Annotated in this window: 15 protein-coding genes and 1 riboswitch; of the genes, 8 read left to right on the top strand and 7 right to left on the bottom strand. The window is 69.7% G+C overall.

The features are described 5' to 3' along the window. Positions 1-142: 142 nt before the first annotated feature. From OIE47_RS37190 to OIE47_RS37180, 3 genes are all read right to left on the bottom strand, one after another. Positions 143-2,881: a helix-turn-helix transcriptional regulator gene (locus tag OIE47_RS37190; RefSeq protein WP_326559242.1), complete on the bottom strand. Its 2,739-nt coding sequence runs from the start codon at positions 2,879-2,881 to the stop codon at positions 143-145. Next, a complete protein-coding gene (locus OIE47_RS37185; protein ID WP_326559241.1) occupies positions 2,848-3,042 on the bottom strand; it encodes a hypothetical protein in 195 nt (64 codons plus the stop codon). The genes OIE47_RS37190 and OIE47_RS37185 overlap by 34 nt, the downstream gene beginning before the upstream one ends. A gap of 170 nt (positions 3,043-3,212) precedes the next feature. Further along, positions 3,213-4,142 carry an SDR family oxidoreductase gene (locus tag OIE47_RS37180; protein ID WP_326559240.1) on the bottom strand — a complete coding sequence of 310 codons (930 nt, stop codon included), beginning with the start codon at positions 4,140-4,142 and terminating at the stop codon, positions 3,213-3,215. A gap of 92 nt (positions 4,143-4,234) precedes the next feature. Here OIE47_RS37180 and OIE47_RS37175 point away from each other — a divergent pair, with 92 nt between their 5' ends. After that, complete coding sequence (locus OIE47_RS37175; protein WP_326559239.1) at positions 4,235-4,831, top strand: TetR/AcrR family transcriptional regulator; 597 nt, start codon at positions 4,235-4,237, stop codon at positions 4,829-4,831. Between the two features lie 15 nt (positions 4,832-4,846). Here OIE47_RS37175 and OIE47_RS37170 read toward each other — a convergent pair whose 3' ends face one another. Both OIE47_RS37170 and OIE47_RS37165 read right to left on the bottom strand, forming a co-directional pair. Next, entirely contained in the window at positions 4,847-6,067 is a 1,221-nt protein-coding gene (locus tag OIE47_RS37170; protein WP_326559238.1) for an NAD(P)-binding domain-containing protein, read from the bottom strand. A gap of 31 nt (positions 6,068-6,098) precedes the next feature. Continuing rightward, a complete protein-coding gene (locus OIE47_RS37165) occupies positions 6,099-6,647 on the bottom strand; it encodes an OsmC family protein (protein ID WP_326559237.1) in 549 nt (182 codons plus the stop codon). A gap of 83 nt (positions 6,648-6,730) precedes the next feature. Here OIE47_RS37165 and metX point away from each other — a divergent pair, with 83 nt between their 5' ends. Genes metX through OIE47_RS37150 form a run of 3 tightly spaced genes read left to right on the top strand, consistent with a single transcriptional unit; the run spans position 6,731 to position 9,809 of the window. Beyond that, entirely contained in the window at positions 6,731-7,969 is a 1,239-nt protein-coding gene (metX, locus tag OIE47_RS37160; protein WP_326559236.1) for a homoserine O-acetyltransferase MetX, read from the top strand. Further along, entirely contained in the window at positions 7,966-9,324 is a 1,359-nt protein-coding gene (locus OIE47_RS37155; RefSeq protein ID WP_326559235.1) for an O-acetylhomoserine aminocarboxypropyltransferase/cysteine synthase family protein, read from the top strand. Before metX ends, OIE47_RS37155 begins: the two co-directional genes overlap by 4 nt. Then, positions 9,321-9,809: a CoA-binding protein gene (locus OIE47_RS37150; RefSeq protein ID WP_326559234.1), complete on the top strand. Its 489-nt coding sequence runs from the start codon at positions 9,321-9,323 to the stop codon at positions 9,807-9,809. Before OIE47_RS37155 ends, OIE47_RS37150 begins: the two co-directional genes overlap by 4 nt. A 7-nt stretch (positions 9,810-9,816) precedes the next feature. Here OIE47_RS37150 and OIE47_RS37145 read toward each other — a convergent pair whose 3' ends face one another. Further along, on the bottom strand, positions 9,817-10,440 hold the full coding sequence (locus tag OIE47_RS37145; protein ID WP_326559233.1) for a TetR/AcrR family transcriptional regulator: 624 nt from the start codon (positions 10,438-10,440) through the stop codon (positions 9,817-9,819). 48 nt (positions 10,441-10,488) lie between these two features. Here OIE47_RS37145 and OIE47_RS37140 point away from each other — a divergent pair, with 48 nt between their 5' ends. The 4 genes from OIE47_RS37140 (at position 10,489) to OIE47_RS37125 (ending at position 14,339) form a co-directional block, all read left to right on the top strand. Then, complete coding sequence (locus tag OIE47_RS37140) at positions 10,489-11,439, top strand: NADP-dependent oxidoreductase (protein WP_326559232.1); 951 nt, start codon at positions 10,489-10,491, stop codon at positions 11,437-11,439. Between the two features lie 73 nt (positions 11,440-11,512). Beyond that, positions 11,513-11,602, top strand: a riboswitch (SAM riboswitch). A gap of 268 nt (positions 11,603-11,870) precedes the next feature. Next, positions 11,871-12,743 carry an ABC transporter substrate-binding protein gene (locus OIE47_RS37135; RefSeq protein ID WP_326559231.1) on the top strand — a complete coding sequence of 291 codons (873 nt, stop codon included), beginning with the start codon at positions 11,871-11,873 and terminating at the stop codon, positions 12,741-12,743. Positions 12,744-12,784: 41 nt separating this feature from the next. Next, the gene (locus OIE47_RS37130; protein WP_326559230.1) at positions 12,785-13,564 is read left to right on the top strand and encodes an amino acid ABC transporter permease; all 780 of its coding nucleotides are present in this window, start codon (positions 12,785-12,787) and stop codon (positions 13,562-13,564) included. A gap of 55 nt (positions 13,565-13,619) precedes the next feature. Beyond that, the gene (locus OIE47_RS37125; RefSeq protein ID WP_442792029.1) at positions 13,620-14,339 is read left to right on the top strand and encodes an amino acid ABC transporter ATP-binding protein; all 720 of its coding nucleotides are present in this window, start codon (positions 13,620-13,622) and stop codon (positions 14,337-14,339) included. A 186-nt stretch (positions 14,340-14,525) separates the two neighbouring features. Here OIE47_RS37125 and OIE47_RS37120 read toward each other — a convergent pair whose 3' ends face one another. Beyond that, the gene (locus tag OIE47_RS37120) at positions 14,526-15,401 is read right to left on the bottom strand and encodes an alpha/beta fold hydrolase (RefSeq protein WP_326559229.1); all 876 of its coding nucleotides are present in this window, start codon (positions 15,399-15,401) and stop codon (positions 14,526-14,528) included. Between the last annotated feature and the right edge of the window lie 219 nt (positions 15,402-15,620).

Raw genomic sequence — 15,620 nt, 5'->3', positions numbered from 1 at the left:
CGCCGGCACACGACCCGCCGCGGTTGTTCGACGCTCCCCGCCGTTGGCGTTGGCGTTGGCGTTGGCGTTGGCGTTGGCTGCGGCTGCGGCGGGGAGACGTCGGCCGCGGCGGGGAGAGGTCGGTGGCGGCCAGGGACCTGGTTCAGTGCCGACCGACGAGGTCGCCCACCTCGGTCCGGGACGAGACGCCGAGCTTCCGCAGGATGTTCGAGACGTGAACGGCGGCGGTTTTCGGTGAGATGTAGAGGCGCCGGGCCAGCTCCGTGTTGGTCAGCCCGTCGCTGATCAGTACCGCCACCTCCCGCTCCCGGGGGGTCAGGGCGGCCGGGCCGGTGACCGCTGGTGCCGCGTCGACCGGCGCCATCCCGAGCCGGGCGCGTACCCGGGCGAGCTGGTCCACCCGCCAGCCCCGCCACTGCGCCAGCAGGGGAGCGGCGGCCTCCACCTGCGCGGTGGCCTCCTCGCGCCGGTCGTCCGCGAGCAGACAGCGGGCGACGTTGACGCGTACGGTGCCGCGGGTCGCCGGCCCCAGGATGTGAGCCTCGGCGATGGACAGGTAGCCGGCCAGTGCGTCGGCGTGCTGGCCGTGCGCCTCCGCGAGCTGGGCGTCGACGAGTGTCCGGTAGGCGTCCCACACGTTGGAGTCGAGTAGCGCGGTGGCCATCTGATCGAGCCGGTCCGTCGGCAGGCCGATCTCCAGCGCGGCGGAGATCAGGTCGTGAGCCTGCTCACCGCTGCGCCACGCCTGCTCGTCCATCGCCGCGATCAGCACCTCCAGGCTCGCTTCAGCAGCGGGAAGGTCGGCGCGACGGCAGGCGAGGTGGAACGCCAGCCCGGGAATCGTGGTCGACGGGTTGTTGGGCAGCGCCGCCAGGTCGGTGATGAGCTGCTCGACCTGGTCGAGGTCGCCCGCCTCCAGGTAGAGCCCGGCGAGGAAGACCCCGTGGTAGTCGGCCCAGCGGCCCCGGCGCCGGTAGCTGCGGTCCTGTTCGCGCCCCTCCTCCAGGGCCGCGATCGCGGTGCCCAGGTCGCCGGCCCGCAACGCGAGCCGGGCTCGGCCCTGGAAGTACGTGGCCACCGCGAGTGACTCGAAACCGGCCCGTTCGGCGTTGACCCGCATCCGTTCCAGGGTCTCGGCGTGCTCGACCGGCGAGGTGGGTGGCTCGCCGTGCACCAGGGCGTTGAGGGCACGGGCGGCCAACACCCACTCGCCCGCGGCTTCGGCCTCGTTCACCAGGGTGGACAGGATCCTGCGGCCGTCGGCGGCGGTCTGCGGGCGCTCGGTGAGCGTCGAGCCCTTCTCGATCAGCGCGGCCAGGCGTACGGCTGGCAGGTCGAACTCGTCCGCCAGCGCCAGCGCGCGGTCGGACCAGACCAGCGCGGCATCGAGGTCGTCGCGCAGGTACGCCGACTGCGCGATCGCGGTCATCGCCCGTGCCTGGTCGGCGCCGGGTGGGAGTTGTGCGATCAGGGTCCCGATGTCGTGCGTGAGGGCGCGCATCTCGTCGGTCTCGCGGGACTCCCACGCGATGCGGACCAGGAGGTAGAGCGACTCGGCCCGGTCCGTCGTGCTGTCGGCGAGGTCACGCCAGCGTCGGCCGTACCGCAGGGCGTCATCGAGCAGTCCGGCCAGCCATGCCGCTCGGGCGGCGGAGGCGAGCAGGTCGGTGTCCTCGGGCACCTCGTCGAGGCCCATCTCCGCCAGTTGGAGGGCCTGGTAGGCGGAGCCGATGGAGAGGTAGAGCTCGGTCCCGCGACGGGCCGCGGCGACCAGGTCGTCGTACCGGCCCGCGCCACGGGCGTGGTGCGCCACCATGGCCGGGTCGGAGGCGCCGCCGCCCAGGAGCACGTCGAGCGCCGCCTCGTGCAGCCGGCGGCGCTGCCGGCCGAGCATCTGGTCGGCGATCGCCTCGCGTACCAGGGCGTGCCGGAACGCGAACTCGTCGTCGCCGGACTCGACCAGGACGCCCCGGGTGACCAGGTCGCGCAGTACGGCGATGAGCTCGTCCTCGCCGGCGCCGGTCACGTCGGCGAGCAGGTCGAACGGGATGCGGTGGCCGAGCACGGTGGCCGTCTCGACGATGCGGTGGCTGACCGGGTCGAGGTCGTCGACCTGGCGGCGCAGCACGTCGGCGAGGCTCCACGGCAGTGGTTGCTCGACCAGTGCCTCCACGTCGTAGCTGGGCAGCGCACGCAGCAGTTCCTCCAGGAAGAACGGGTTGCCGCCGGTGCGGTGGTGCAGTGCCGTCGCGGCGCGCAGTGGTGCCGGGGCGCCGGTGGCCGCTGCCAGCAACGCCGCGGTCTGCGCGGGGGTGAGGCGATCCAGGCGTACGTGGGTGACGGTGTGCCGGCGTTCCATCCGGGCCAGCAGGCCGGCCACCGGTTGGCGGCGGGTCACCTCGTCCGGCCGGTATGTTCCGACAAGAAGCCGCGGCCCGCGCTGGTCGGCGATCCGCTCGAACAACGCCGCGCTTTCCGAGTCGGCCCAGTGCAGGTCCTCGAAGACGATGACGGCGGGGGAGTCGCCGATCAGGTCGGCCAGGATGGCCAGGCCGGTGTGCAGGCGCTCGACCGGGCTGAGCCGCGGGTCCGCGAGGGCGGTGAGCTGTTCCTCGTCGACCTCCGGGCGTCCGTCGATGGCGTCCAGGAGCACCTCGTACGGGCGGGACAGTGAGCCGGGTTCCGCCTGGCCGACGAGGACCACGGTCTCCGCCGGCACGGTCGTCAGCAGTTCGTGCACGAGTCGGGTCTTTCCGATGCCCGGCTCGCCCGCGATGATCGCGACCGCCGGCTCACGCGCCGAAGCGAGCTGCGCCAGCCGGCGCAGCTCGCTTTCCCGCCCGATCATCACCGGGCTGGCACCGCCGCGGATGGTTCGCACGAGGCCAGGGTACCGGCGGGCTGTCCGCGTACCGCCGTGGCTTTGCGTGCCCGGCGGACCCGGCGGGCGCTGGTGAGCAGACGCCCCCGGTCGGCCTCGGCGATCAACTCACGGCGACGGTCGTTGGCCAGAACCAGCAACGTGTCCGGATGTACAAACATGACTTGCCTCCCTGTCAACCGCTGATGGATCAATCCTCGGTTGACGGAGGTGCTGCCACATCGGCAGCGCTTACCTATCTTCACCGGTCAACGGGGTTCAGGTAGGTGCGCGGGCCGTCTAGGCATACCTAGACCGGTGCCGTGCGCGCTCCTTCGGGCGGGTGCCGTACTCAGGAGAAGTAGTGGCCCTGCCGGAGGTCGGCGATCAGTCCGGGGCCGTCGGGTTCCCATCCGAGAAGGTCACGGGTGACCTGTGCCGAGGCGGGCCCGTCGACTGCCCAGAGGCCCCCGAGCCAACCGACGTGGTCGCCGGCTTCCTCGGGGGTGACGGAGACTGCGGGTAGGTGCAGATGTGCGGCGATGGTCTCGGCGACCTGACGAATCGGCACACCCTCGTCGCCGACCGCGTGCAGCACGGAGCCGGCCGGCGCGGACTCGACCGCGAGGCGGAACAGTCGTGCGGCATCGTCGCGGTGGACGGCGGGCCAGCGGTTGCCGCCGTCGCCGACGTACGCCGCGGCGCCCTTCTGGCGCGCGAAGCCGATCGCGGTGGTGGTGAAGCCGTTGTCGCCCCTGCCGTGGGTGGCGGGTGGGAGCCGCACGATCGAGGAGCGGACGCCCCGGTCGGCGAGCGCGAGGGCCTGGCGGGCGTTCGCCATCCGTCCGCCGGCCCCGCTGATCGGGCCCGTGCCGGAGTCCGGGTCCAGCCCGTCGTTCTCGGTGGCGACGACCCCGGACGGCAGCCCGAGTACGCCGAGCATGCCGGAGGCCATGACAAACGGCTTGCCGGTGCCGGCGAGGGTTTCGCCGAAGGCGTCGATCGCCGCGCGATCGGCGTCGGTGGCCCCGGCGAAGTCGCCGGCGAAGAACAAGTCGTGCTTGAACGCGAGGTGGACGACGCCGTCGCTGGCGGCGGCCGCGTCTCGCAGGGCGTCGAGGTCGTCGAGCGACCCCGGATGGATCTCGGCCCCCAGTTCCCGCAGGGATCGGGCCGCCGAGTCCGAGCGGGCCAGCCCGGTGACCTTGTGGCCGGCGGCGAGCAGCTCGGGGACGAGCCCTCGACCGACCCAGCCGGACGCTCCGGTGACGAACACGTGCATGAGGACCTCCCAGATCCTAGAACGATCGTACGAGAAACGAATGTAGTACGATCGTTCTAGAAACCGCAATGCGAGAGGGATCACGAGCAGCGATGACGGGACGGCCGGTCAATCACCAGCGGCGAGCGGACCTGCTCGACGCCGCGGTCGACTACGCGGTGGAGTACGGGCTCGCCGACCTGTCGTGGCGGCCGGTGGCCCGCGCCCTCGGGGTGTCGACCACAACGCTGGTGCACCACTTCGGCACCAAGGAGCAGATGCTCGAGGCCATACTCGGGCGGCTGCGGGAACGGGCGTTCGCGGCCACGAGCGAGGCGGTCGGCGACCAGCCCGACCTGGCCACGGCCGCGCGTGCGGTCTGGACCCGCACCTCCGACCCCCGCCAGGGGGCGGAGTTCCGACTCTTCTTCGCGGTCTACGGACGCGCCCTGCAGTCGCCGCGCCAGTTCGCGGAGTTCCTCGACCGTGTCGTGGCCGACTGGATGAGTGCCCTGGTCGACGCGCAGGGACCGGACACCGACGTGGCGACCGCGACGCGCACCGCGACCCTGGTGATCGCGACGATCCGCGGGCTCCTGCTCGACCTGCTGGCAACCGGCGACCGAGACCGTGTCCAGGACGCGGCCGACAGCTTCCTGGCGACCCTCGAACACGGCCCGCGACCACGGGGCGGCGTGCAGTCACGCTGACCCGGGTCCTGGCGGTCACCTGCGCGTGGCCAGGAACCGGGTCAGGTGCTCGATCACCTCACGGGCGTCGTCCTCGATGCCGTGGATGAACGTGGACTTGCGCCGCCGCAGTACGGGTAGGCCCAGGGCGTACATGCCGGGGCTGTCGACCGCACCACCGTCGTGGCGCAGCTGTCCCTTCGGATCGACCACGGGCACGTCGAGCCACCCGTAGTCGGGCCGGAAACCGGTCGCCCACACGATCGTCCGGATCTCGCCGCTGCCCAGGTCGAGCCGTAACCGCGGCGACTCGGGGATGCGGGTGGACGGGAAACGCTCGACCGGGCCGAGTTCGGTGCCGTGTCCCTGGGTGTGCGCCCACTCGTCGAACGTGTCCAGCAGGCGTTCCATCTTGAGGTCGGCGAGGGAGAACACGTTGCGCAGACCACCGGAGAAGAGTGCGTGACCGTCGCGCAGGGCCGCCCACCGGCCAACCATCTCGACACCCGACGCGGCGAGGGCGTTGAGATCGAGGGTCCTCCGCTCGGGCGTTCCGACGAGCTGCGGCGAGGGTAGACGCCGGGCCCGTGCGAGGTCGTCCACCTCGTCGTACCGCTGGTCCCACACGCCCGACGCGTCCATCCACCACAGCACGTCCCGTCCGCGGTACGAACGCGGCAGCCGTACGTGTTCGCCTACCGACAGGATCACCGGCCGTCCCGACCGCCTCAGCTCGGACGCCAGTTGTACGCCGGTCGCCGATGCTCCCACGACGAGGACGCCGCCGTCGGGCAGCTTGGTGGGGTCGCGGTAGTCGAACGGTGTCAGTTGCTCGACGGACGCCGGCACCGCGTGGCTGAGCTGTGGCACCACCGGCCGGTTGCAGGCGCCGCTCGCGATCACCACCGTCCGGCAGTGGATCTCACCTCGGCTCGTCGTCAGGTGGTATCCGTCGTCGATCCGCCGTACCGACGTGACGTTCGTGCCGGTCCGGACGGGGGCGCGGGCGACGGCGGCGAAGCGCTCGATGAACTCGACCACCTCGCCGGTCGTCATGTACCCGTCGGGATCCGAGCCCTCGTAGCGATGATCCGGCAGGCGGCTCTGCCAGTTGGGAGTGAGCAGTCGCAGGGAGTCCCAGCGTTCGTGCCGCCAGGAGTTCGCCACCTTACCCCGATCGAGCACCACGTGGTCGATCGACTGTTCGGTGAGGAAGTGGCTCGCGGCGAGGCCCGCGTGCCCCGCCCCGACGACCACCGTGGTGATGCGCTCGATGGCTCGGACCCCCTCAGGCGACCTCGACGGTGACGTCGGTCGGGTTCGTCAGGGCGTCGAAGACGGCGGAGCGCTTCTGGGACTGGGCCACCAGCGCCTCGATCTCCTGCTTCGACGCGTCCGCGTCGATGTTGAACGTGACCTTGATGTCGTTGAAGCCGTTGCGGACGTCGCTGTCGACGCCGAGGATGCCCCGGATGTCGTGCTGGCCTTCGACCGTCGCCTCCACCGAACGCAACTGGATGCCGCGGTTCTGCGCGACCGACGCCACACCCGCGGTCAGGCAGCTCGCCAGGCCGACGAGGAGGTACTCGATCGGGGTGATGCCGTTGTCCTCGGCCGCGAAGACCTCGGGGTGGTCGGCGTCGAACACCGTCTCGGACTTGTGGGCCTGCTCCTGCCCGAGGCCGAAGAAGTTCCCCACCGTCGTGGTGCTGTGCACCCCGTTCTGCCACTTCGAGGACGCCCGCCAGGTGAACTGGGCGGCCTCGGGTGCGCCCTTCAGCGCTTGCCGTGCGTCGAGCAGTGCCTGAACGTTAACGCCGTTGTCGACAGTCGTCATAATGCGTGCTCCACCTTCCACGCCCCGTTCGCCTAATTACCTACGAAGGTGGTAGACAATACCCCGAGGGGAGGAGATTGGCTATGAGTACACCCGTGGCACCAGCGCGGTCCGCCTCGGTCGGCGCCGTCAAGACGCGGTACCTCGACCTGCCCGAGCCGGTGCGACTCGACTGTGGCCGTGAGCTGGGCCCGATCCGGGTGGCGTACGAGACCTACGGCCTTCTCTCGCCCGAGCGTGACAACGTCATCCTGGTGTGCCACGCGCTCAGTGGCGACGCCCACGCGGCGGGTCTGTCGCAGACACCGTCCGAGGAGAGCACCCGCGACGGGTTCGCGGCGACCGATCGTGACGGCACGGCCGGACGAGGGCTCGGCTGGTGGGACGGGATGATCGGGCCGGGCAAGGCATTCGACACCGACCGGTACTTCGTCATCGCCACCAACCTGCTCGGCGGCTGTCGCGGCACCACCGGGCCGTCGTCTACCAACCCGGCGACAGGCAGGCCGTACGGCGCCGACTTTCCGGTGGTCACCGTGGCGGACATGGTACGGACGCAGCGCGCGTTCCTGGACGTTCTCGGCATCGACCGACTCGCCGCGGTGGCCGGCGGATCACTCGGCGGCATGCAGGCGCTCGAATGGGCGGTCCTGTTTCCCGACCAGGTCGACGCCGTCGTGGCGATCGCCAGCACGCACGCCCTCCACCCGCAGGGCCTGGCCTGGAATGCGATCGCGCGGGACGCGATCCTGCGCGATCCCGCCTGGCAGGGCGGTCACTACTACGGCACGGGCCGGGCGCCGGACGGCGGCATGGGCGTGGGCAGGATGGTCGGCCACGTCACGTACCTGTCCGGGCCGGCGCTGGACGACAAGTTCGGCCGACGGCTGCAGTACGCCGACGACATCCGCTACACGATCACCGAGCCGGAGTTCGAGGTCGAGAACTACCTGCGCCACCAGGCCGACTCGTTCGTCCGGCGCTTCGACGCCAACACCTACCTCTACCTGTCGCGGGCGCTGACATACTTCGACCTCGGACGGCAGCACGGCGGCGGATCACTGGTCCGGGCCCTCGAAGGCATGTCTGCCCGGACCCTGCTGATCGCCTTCAGCTCGGACTGGCTCTATCCGCCGTCGGCGTCGACGGAGATCGAGGACGCGCTCCGCACCCTCGGCAAGCCGGTCGAGTACCACCTGATCGACGCGCCGTACGGGCACGACTGCTTCCTGCTGGAGGAGGCACGCCAGACCCCCATCATCCGCCAGTTCCTGGCCCACGGCCGGGCTGTCGGCGTACACCAAGGAAAGAGGCCTTCGTGACCGACAAGCCCCTGCGGACGGAGGAAGACCACGCATACGGATTCGAGACCCGGCAGTTGCACGCCGGGCAACGACCCGACCCGAACACGGGCGCTCGCGCGGTGCCGATCTTCCAGACGACCAGCTACGTCTTCGAGGACCCGGAATCGGCGGCGGCCTACTTCAACCTGCAGGAGTACGGGAACACGTACTCGCGCATCATGAACCCGACCGTCGCGGTGTTCGAGGAGCGGATGGCGAACCTCGAGGGCGGCTCCGGGGCGGTGGCGTTCTCCAGTGGCATCGCCGCCCAGGCGGCCGCGCTCTTCACCCTGCTGCAGCCGGGCGACCACGTCGTGTCGTCCACGGCGCTCTACGGCGGGACGGTGAACCAGTTCAAGCACCTGTTGCGCAAGATGAGCGTCGAGCTGACCTGGGTCGACCCCGATGATCCGGACGCGTGGCGGCGGGCGGTCCGTCCCAACACGAAGGCGTTCTTCGGTGAGACGATCGGCAATCCCGCCGGGAACGTCCTGGACATCGAGACCGTGGCGGCGATCGCCCACGAGCACGAGCTGCCGTTGGTCGTGGACAACACGTTCGCCACGCCGTACCTGTGCCGCCCGATCGAATGGGGCGCCGACATCGTCATCCACTCGGCGACCAAGTTCATCGGCGGCCACGGTACGAGCATCGGCGGAGTGGTCGTCGAGGCGGGTACGTTCAACTGGTCCAACGGGCGGTTCCCGGTGATCGCGGATCCGTCTCCGGCGTACCACGGACTCCAGTTCCACGAGACGTTCGGCGCCTACGGTTACCTGATGAAGCTGCGGGCGGAGACCCTGCGCGACCTCGGCGGGGCGCTCTCGCCGTTCAACGCGTTCCTGTTCCTGCAGGGGCTCGAAACGCTGTCGCTGCGGATGCAGCGCCACGTCGAGAACGCGCGTACGGTCGCGGCGTTCCTCGAGTCGCACGACCTGGCGACGAACGTGACCTACCCCGGCCTGCCGACGAGCAGGTACCGGTCACTCGTGGAGAAGTACCTGCCGGGCGGGGCGGGCGCGGTGTTCTCGTTCGACTGCGCCGGTGGCCGATCCGGCGGGCAGGACCTCATCCGGGGCGTGACCCTCTGGTCCCACCTGGCGAACGTGGGCGACGCGAAGAGTCTGATCATCCACCCCGCCAGCACCACGCACCGCCAACTGAGCGACGACGAACTGCGGGCGGCCGGCGTCGGACCGGGTACCGTACGCCTGTCGGTCGGCACGGAATCCGTCGAGGACCTGATCTGGGACCTGGAACAGGGTTTCGCCAAGGTCGCGGCAACGGCGGGGGCAGTCGCCGCAACGGCGGGAAATGAGGTATCGGCGGCATGACCACGACAGATCTCGCTCGGTACCAGGACCCGTCGACGATCCAGCGCGTGCTGCACACCACCCGGACCATCGCGATCGTCGGTCTGTCGAACAACGAGCTTCGGGCCAGCTATTTTGTCGGCTACTACCTCAAACGACACGGCTACCGGGTCATCCCCGTGAACCCCCGCGAGACGACGATTCTGGGTGAGACCAGCTACCCGAGCCTGCTCGACGTACCCGTGCCGGTGGACGTCGTGAACGTCTTCCGCGCGCCGAGCGCGCTGCCGGCGATCGCCCGGGAGGCTGTCGCCATCAATGCCGGCGCCCTCTGGTGCCAGTTCGGGGTGATCAACGCCGAGGGCGGGCAGATCGCGGAGGACGGCGGGTTGACGGTGGTCATGGACCGCTGCCTCAAGATCGAGCACGCCCGCTATCGGGGCCGGATGCACTGGCTCGGCTTCAACACCCACCGCATCACCTCGGTCCGCACCGGGCTCCAATAGCGAACGGTCAACGTCGGGACAGGGGTAACCGAACGGGCGGCGGAAGCGGCATCGGGACGGGGTTCGCCTGGAAGGACTGGATCATCAGGGCCGCGAAGCGGCGCGACGCCGCCACCCTCATCTCGGGCGTCTCGGCCCGGATGCCCTCGTTCGCCATCAGCGCCAGGCTGAAGTCCTCCAGCACGAAGTCCTGCCGCAGGGAGCCGGCGTCCTTCGCCCGTCGTACCAGTTCGAGCAGCAGACGCAGCGTGCGATCGCGGTCGGCGGCGAAGTCGACCGCCTGGGGGAGCTGCGAGGTGAAGGCGCGGGCGAAGCCCCGGTCGAGGGCATGCATCTCCATGAGTTTCCGGATCACCAGGCCGAACCCGCGCCAGGGGTCGTCGGCGGCCAGACCCTCCCGCACGACCGCCGAGCAGAGGGCCAGCTGCTCGGCAAAGGCCTCGGTGAGCAGCGCCTCCTTGGTCTGGAAGTGCCGGTAGACGGTCGCGACACCGACCTCGGCGCGCCGGGCGATCTCCCGGATCGGCACGTCGAGGCCCTCGGCGGCGAAGGCCGCGCGAGCGACCGCGAGGATGCGCCCCCGGTTTTCCCGGGCGTCCGCACGGAGCTGCGTTATCACTTCGGCCGTCACCGCTCTCACTTTAGCCAAACGGACGGGGTGCTCCGTTACGGTCGCCGCATGAGAGCGATCCAATTCACCGAGTACGGCCCGTCCAGCGTCCTGCACGTCGCCGAGGTGGAGGCCCCGCACGCGGGACCGGGCGAGATCCGCGTCGCCGTACGGACCTCCGGGATCTCGCCGGGGGAGGTGTCCATCCGTTCCGGGGCGTGGCGCGAGATGGTGCCCGTGACCTTCCCGTTCCGGACCGGGTTCGACGCCGCGGGCGTGGTGGACGAGATCGGCCCCGACGTCACCGGCGTCCGGATCGGTGACGAGGTGTTCGGTATGACCAGATCGGCCGTACGCGGTGCCAACGCCGACTTCGCGGTCCTGGCTGCCTGGGCACCCAAACCCGCCGGGTGGAGTTGGGAGGAAGCCGGCGGCGCCGCGGGCAGCGTCGAGACCGCCACCCGTGTCCTCGACCGGCTCGCGGTCGACGCCGGGCAGACCCTGCTGGTGCAGGGCGCGGCGGGCGGGGTGGGCACCATCGCCGTCCAGTTGGCGGTCGCTCGCGGTGCCACCGTCATCGGTACGGCCAGCGAGCACAACCACGACTTTCTCCGTGTCCTCGGCGCCGAGCCGACGACGTACGGATCGGGGCTGGTGGAACGGGTCCGGGCACTGGCACCGGCCGGAGTGGACGCGGTGTTCGACTGTGCCGCAGGGGCGTTGCCGGACCTCGTCGCCATCGCCGGCAACCCGGCGCGTGTGGTGACGATCGCGGATCGGACCGCTGCGGCACACGGCGTACACATGTCACACGGTGCGCCGGCAGACGACACGGGCGTGGCCGTGGGAGCACCAGCCGACCCGCTGGCGGTGCACGGCCTCGCGATCGCGGTCGCGCTCGCCGACGAGGGCCGGTTGCGGGTGCCGGTCGCGGCGGCGTTCCCGCTTACCGAGGCCGCGGCCGCACACGAACTGAGCGAAGGCCGGCATGCGCGTGGAAAGATCGTGCTGGTGAACTGATCACGGCGGTGGTGAGCGCCACACGTACCGTTTCTGGCTGGAACAATTCCGCCCCGGTTCAGTAAGCTGACGGAGCCCATCCAGAGCGACTGAGAGACCTGGCTCGTTGACGTCGCAGCAACCCCCCATCGGGTGCGGGTGCTACCGCCAGGACCGATGGAGGTTTGTTCCGTGGGTACGCGTGCCGAACGAGTGAGTCGGCTGCACGTCACGTGGCATTGGTGGCGTCGGCATGTCGATCTGTGCCGTACCAGCACCATGCTCTGTCGCCAGTACGGCTGAACCCGACTGCTGGTCGTCACACCGCGCCGGCATCTTTTCCCACCATTCCTGAAACGGCTGTAACACGCCGTTCGGGTCAGGCTGTCGCGCCACCATTCCTGCCGGTTCTCCGGCGGCTGTGCCGCGCGTATTTTTCTGGAGTTCCACACATGCGTCTGTCATCTGTCCTCGCACGTCTGCTGCCCGCCGCCGCGGCCCTCGCACTGGTCGGTGCTGCTGCCGGCTGCGGTTCGTCGTCGTCCACCGACTCGGCCGACAACCCGTACAAGCTGCTCCAACCCGGTGTCCTCCGGGTCGGTACGCTCAGCGACGCCCCGCCCAACGTCTATCTCAAGGACGGGAAGTTCACCGGCTTCGACAACGACCTGCTGAGCGCCGTTGCCGGCAAGGTGGGGCTGAAGGTCGAGTTTGTCGGCACCGAGTTCTCCTCCTTGCTCGCGCAGGTCAACAACCACAAGTTCGACGTGGGCAGTTCCTCCATCACCATCACCGAGGCCCGTAAGAAGACGGTGGACTTCGGCAACGGGTATGACTTCGGCTACTTCGGTCTCGACGTACCGGCCGGGTCGCCGATCAAGAGTTTTGCGGATCTCAAGGGCACCCGAGTGGTTGTTGTCCAGGGCACGGTCCAGGATGACTATGCCACCAAGGAAGGGCTCGATCCGGTACGCGTCCCGGACTACAACGGCGCAATCAACCAGTTGAAGGCCAAGACCGCGGACGCCTGGATCTCGCCGGCCGAAATCGGGGAGAAGTCCGCCCAGGACAGCGCCGGAAAGATTGTCCTGGTGGAGAAGCAGCTCAGTTCCGCGCCGACCGCGTTCGCGGTCGCGAAGGGCAGCGACGCACTGCGCGAGGCGCTGAACAAGGGTCTCGACCAGGTGATCGAGGATGGCACCTGGACTCGGCTGCAGGAGCAGTACTACCCGGGACGTCCTGTCCCGGACACCTTCAAGCCCGGCAGCGGCAACGTCGCGTACCCGGCGGTCAGGACGAGTCCCGCCGCCACCCCCTCGGCCTGATCCGAGGGTGACCGGTCAACGGGTTCGAGACAGGTAAGGCGATGGATACCCTCAAGACGTTGTGGGAGACGTTCTTCGACCTGGAGTCGATGCGCGAAGCCCTGCCCGAGATGCTCACGGTCGGCCTGCGCAACACCCTGCTGCTCGCGCTGATCTCGGCCATCCTGGGCACCCTGCTCGGCATGCTCCTCGCTGTCGCCGGCCTGGCTCGGACCCGTTGGCTGCGCTGGCCGGCACGCATCTACACGGATGTGTTCCGGGGTCTGCCGGCGGCGGTCACCATCCTGCTCATCGGGGTCGGACTCGCCCCGCTCGGAATGGCCTGGTGGGGGCCGAACCCGTACCCGCTCGGCATTCTCGCGTTGTCGCTGATCGCCGCGGCCTACATCGGTGAGATCTTCCGGTCCGGCATCCAGAGCGTCGAGGCCAGTCAACTGGAGGCATGCCGGGCGCTCGGGCTGTCCTACCGGACGTCGATGCGGCTGGTGATCATTCCGCAGGGGGTCCGACGGATCCTGCCGGCGTGGGTCAACCAACTGATCGCGCTGATCAAGGACTCCAGCCTGGTGTACTTTCTCGGCCTGCTCGCCAGCCAGCGGGACCTGTTCCGGGTCGGCCAGGACTACGCCGCGAACACCGGCAACGAGTCCGCGCTGCTCCTGGCCGGCCTCTTCTATCTGGTCATCACGGTGCCGCTGACGCACGTGGTGAACGGAATCGACCGGCGGCTGCGGCACGCAGGCGTGAGTGGCCCCGACGAGGAGGAACTCGCCGCCGACCCGGCGAGTTCTGCTGTCGCAGGAGGGACGATACGTGCCTGACGATCACCAACCAGAGGTAGGTCCGCCGGACCGAACTTCCGCCGACACCGGGTCGGTGAGTCTGTCCACCCGGGACATCCACCTGGCGTTCGGCCGTCACCAGGTGCTGCGCGGAGTGGATCTGGACGTCGGGCGGGGGCAGACCGCGTGTGTCATCGGCCCCTCCGGCTCGGGGAAGTCCACCCTGCTGCGAACCGTCAACCGCCTGCTGGAGCCCGATCGTGGCGACGTACTCCTGGACGGGGAGAGCGTACTGCGGCGCGACCCCGACCTGCTGCGTCAGCAGATCGGCATGGTCTTCCAGCAGTTCAACCTGTTCCCCCATCTGACCGTGCTGCGGAACGTGACGCTCGCGCTGCGACAACTCAGGCGGCTACCGGCGGACGAGGCGGTGGAGGTCGCGCTGCACCACCTTGATGTGGTCGGTCTGCGCCACAAGGCTGATGCGCGCCCGGCGCAGCTCTCCGGCGGCCAGCAGCAACGGGTGGCCATCGCCCGTGCCTTGGCGATGTCCCCGCAGGTCATGCTCTTCGACGAGGCGACCTCGGCGCTCGACCCCGAGCTCGTGAAGGGCGTCCTGGCCCTGATGGCGGATCTGGCGTCACAGGGGATGACCATGGTGGTCGTCACCCATGAGATGGGCTTCGCGCGGCAGGTCGCGGACCTGGTCGTCTTCATGGACCGTGGCCGGGTGGTCGAGGCGGGCCCGCCAGCGGAAGTGTTCGACGCTCCCCGCAGCCAGCGGCTCCAACAGTTCCTCGCGCAGGTCCTCTGACGCCGCGCCGCCCTGCCGGTAAGGGTGATCCCTCGGCGGTACGTCCGGTCGGGCGCCAGAGGCCGTCCAGTGCGCCTCGCTAGGTTGCGGCCAGCGGGTATTCCGTCCGCTCCGAGCACCTGGACCACCAACACCGCTGCGATTGCAGTGACGATGATCGGAGGATCACCGCGCGCGGCGGGACGCCTACCGCAGGAAATCCAACAGTTGGCGGGTGGTCTCCTCGGGAGCCTCCTCCGGGATGAAGTGGCCAACCGGGACCGGCCCGCCGCGAACGTCGTCGGCCCATCCCCGCCAGATCCCGAGCGGGTCGTCGTAGAGCTTCGCGACCGAGCCGCGTTGACTCCAGAGAAACAGCACCGGGCAGGTGATCCTCCGCTTTCCCCGGTCCGCCTCGTCCTGTTCGTAGTCGAGCGTCGAGGCGGCCCGGAACTCCTCGCAGATCGCGTGCACGGTGGCGGGATCGCTGAATTTCCTGACGTACTCGGCGCGTACCTCGGGCGGGAAGGCGTCCTTCACCTCGGGCCACGTGTCGAGCATGAAGTCGACCAGGACCGCCGGTGCCGCGTCGATGAACCGCTCAGGCACCGGCTCCGGTGCGGCCAGGAACGACCAGACCCAGTACGCGAGGCTGAACTTCCGCTCGGCGCGGCCGTACGCGTCCCCGATCGGGACGACGTCCATGACGGAGAGCCGGGTGACCGCACCCGGTTCGTCGAGCGCGAGCCGGTACGCGCACCGGGCACCCCGATCGTGTCCGACGAGCCTGAACTGCTCGAAGCCCAGACTCCGCATGACCTCGACCTGGTCGCGAGCGGTCGCCCGCATGCTGTACGGCTCGTGGTCGGCGGTGCTCGGCGGCTTGCCGCTGTCGCCGTACCCGCGCAGGTCGGTGGCGACCACCGTGTAGTGCTCGGCGAGTCGCGGCGCCACCCGATGCCACATCAGGTGCGTCTCGGGAATGCCGTGCAGGAGAAGGACGGGTGGACCGCTGCCACCACGGCGTCCGTGGATCGTCGCTCCCGACGTGGGAATGTCGAACTCCTCGAATCCGTCGAACACGCTGTCGACCCCCTGCGGTTCTGCGGGATCGTCCGCTCCGCCGTCCGGTGAGAGGGATCGATCATCACCCCGTGCGACTGTCCGGGCATTTCGCCCCAACCGTAGCAAGAGAAGGGGGACGGACCGGACCATCGGCGGAATCCGGACGCGAGCCTTCCGGAACCCGAGCGAGGCAGAGCCCTCGGTCTCGTTTTGTCATCCGAAGTTGGCTCACCGGCC

This window comes from Micromonospora sp. NBC_01796, from assembly GCF_035917455.1.
In the GTDB taxonomy this organism is placed as follows: domain Bacteria; phylum Actinomycetota; class Actinomycetes; order Mycobacteriales; family Micromonosporaceae; genus Micromonospora_G.
This window is presented reverse-complemented; position numbering and strand designations above follow the sequence as displayed.